General features: G+C 68.4%; 1 protein-coding gene and 2 pseudogenes. 1 reads left to right on the forward strand and 2 read right to left on the reverse strand.

Annotated elements, in window-relative coordinates; translation table 11 throughout:
* Both FVW27_RS15180 and FVW27_RS15185 read right to left on the reverse strand, forming a co-directional pair.
* Positions 1-475, reverse strand: a pseudogene (locus FVW27_RS15180) (hypothetical protein); the annotation flags it as partial.
* Positions 472-1,200, reverse strand: coding sequence for a TetR/AcrR family transcriptional regulator (locus tag FVW27_RS15185; protein WP_243838498.1), 729 nt, complete (start codon positions 1,198-1,200; stop codon positions 472-474). The pseudogene FVW27_RS15180 and the gene FVW27_RS15185, both read right to left, overlap by 4 nt.
* A 142-nt stretch (positions 1,201-1,342) precedes the next feature.
* On the opposite strand from FVW27_RS15185, the pseudogene FVW27_RS15190 reads away from it, so the two are divergent.
* Positions 1,343-1,549, forward strand: a pseudogene (locus tag FVW27_RS15190) (hypothetical protein); the annotation flags it as partial.

Consider the following 1,549-nt stretch of genomic DNA (forward strand, 5'->3'; position numbering starts at 1 on the left):
TGCCGCCCGCCGCCGCTTCCGGCAGCAACGCGCCCCTAGCCACGCCCACCACGGCGCGGGCCTCGCGCAGGTTGGCGGCGGCGATGAGGGCATCGTTGTTGTGACCCACGGCCGTGGCCACCAGTTCCGACAGCTGCGGGTCGCCCATGCGTTCCCACCACTGGCCGTCCGGGGTGGCGGCGCTTACGGCGGCGCGGGGCGCCACCGAACCGGCAGACTCGGCAGGGGCCCCGCTGCCGGAAACATCACCGGAAATTTCGGGGCGGGTCTTGGCCGCGCTCCATTCCGTGGGCGCGGCGGGCGGGGCGGGGCGGTCGTAGTCCGGCCCCACGGCGCAGCCGGACAGCGCAAGGACGGTTACCATCAGGCCGGTTGCCAACAGGCCAGACGGCATCAAGCCGAGGGGCAGCCATCCGCCACAACGGGAAAGGCGGAAGGAGCGGGTGCGTCGTTCCGGAGCGTGGTCGGCGTTCATTGGTTCTCCTGCGGCAAGGCCGCCCCCGGCAACGTCGCGGCCACCTGCCGCAGCCCGCCGGTGACGAAGGACAGGGTGTGTGCGGTGAGCAGTTCCAGTCCGTCCGCCGAAAGGGCAAGACCGGGGAACACCCGGCGAAAAATCTCGCGGTTCAGGTACTGGGTGAGGCACATGGAAATGATGTTCATGCACGAAAGCTGCACGGCCGGATGGCTGTCGGGCTGCCCCAGCAGCTCGGCCACCGCCCCGCGCAGGAACATGGACTTGGGCACGATTTCGGCGCGCACCAGTTCGTCCAGGAAGGGCGTGGGCCGCATCATCTCCTGGGTCATCAGCTTGAGCTGCCAGGCGGAAGGGTCCGTGGTGAGCAGGTTGGACAGCAGGTCGCGGATGATGATGCCCACCCGTTCCGCCGGGGGCGTGCCGGGCGGCAGCGCCGCACGCAGGTCCTCTGCGGTGAGAAAGCGTCGGTGCGCCTCGTGCAGGGCGGCGGCATACAGCTTGTCCTTGCCGCCGAAATGATAGTTGATGGCCGCGGGGTTGGCCCCGGCCCGCTCGCAGATTTCCTTGCCGGTGGCCCGGTCGTATCCGTGCTCGGCAAAGACCATGCCCGCCGCCTCCAGCAGGCGCTGGCGGGTGGATTCACGGCCCTGCTCGCGACCCTGTTCATGGCCCTGCCGTGGGCTGGCACCGTGGTTGATACTCTGACCGGGCGACTTCCTCATGCTCATGCTATAGGATGGCTACAGGGTTGGTGTCAAATTCAAAATTAAAATTTGAATTTGACTTCTGCCCGGCAGCCAACTAGGCTGGCCTTACCATCACGGAACTGACACCACGCGTCCCCGCGTGTCTCCGGAGCAGCGCATGAACAAACGCATTCTCGTCCTCGCCGTGCTGGCGCTGTGCATGGTCGGCGGCGTGCTGGCCTGGCGCGCCCTGCGCCCCGTGCCCGACGCTGGGCCGGTGGTGCTGTACGGCAACGTGGACCTGCGCCAGGTTTCCCTGGCCTTCAAGGATGCCGAACGGGTGGCCCGCGTGCTGGCCCGCGAAGGTGACCGGCTGGCCCCCGGC

This window comes from Nitratidesulfovibrio liaohensis (assembly GCF_011682075.1).
Classification (GTDB): Bacteria; Desulfobacterota; Desulfovibrionia; order Desulfovibrionales; family Desulfovibrionaceae; genus Cupidesulfovibrio; species Cupidesulfovibrio liaohensis.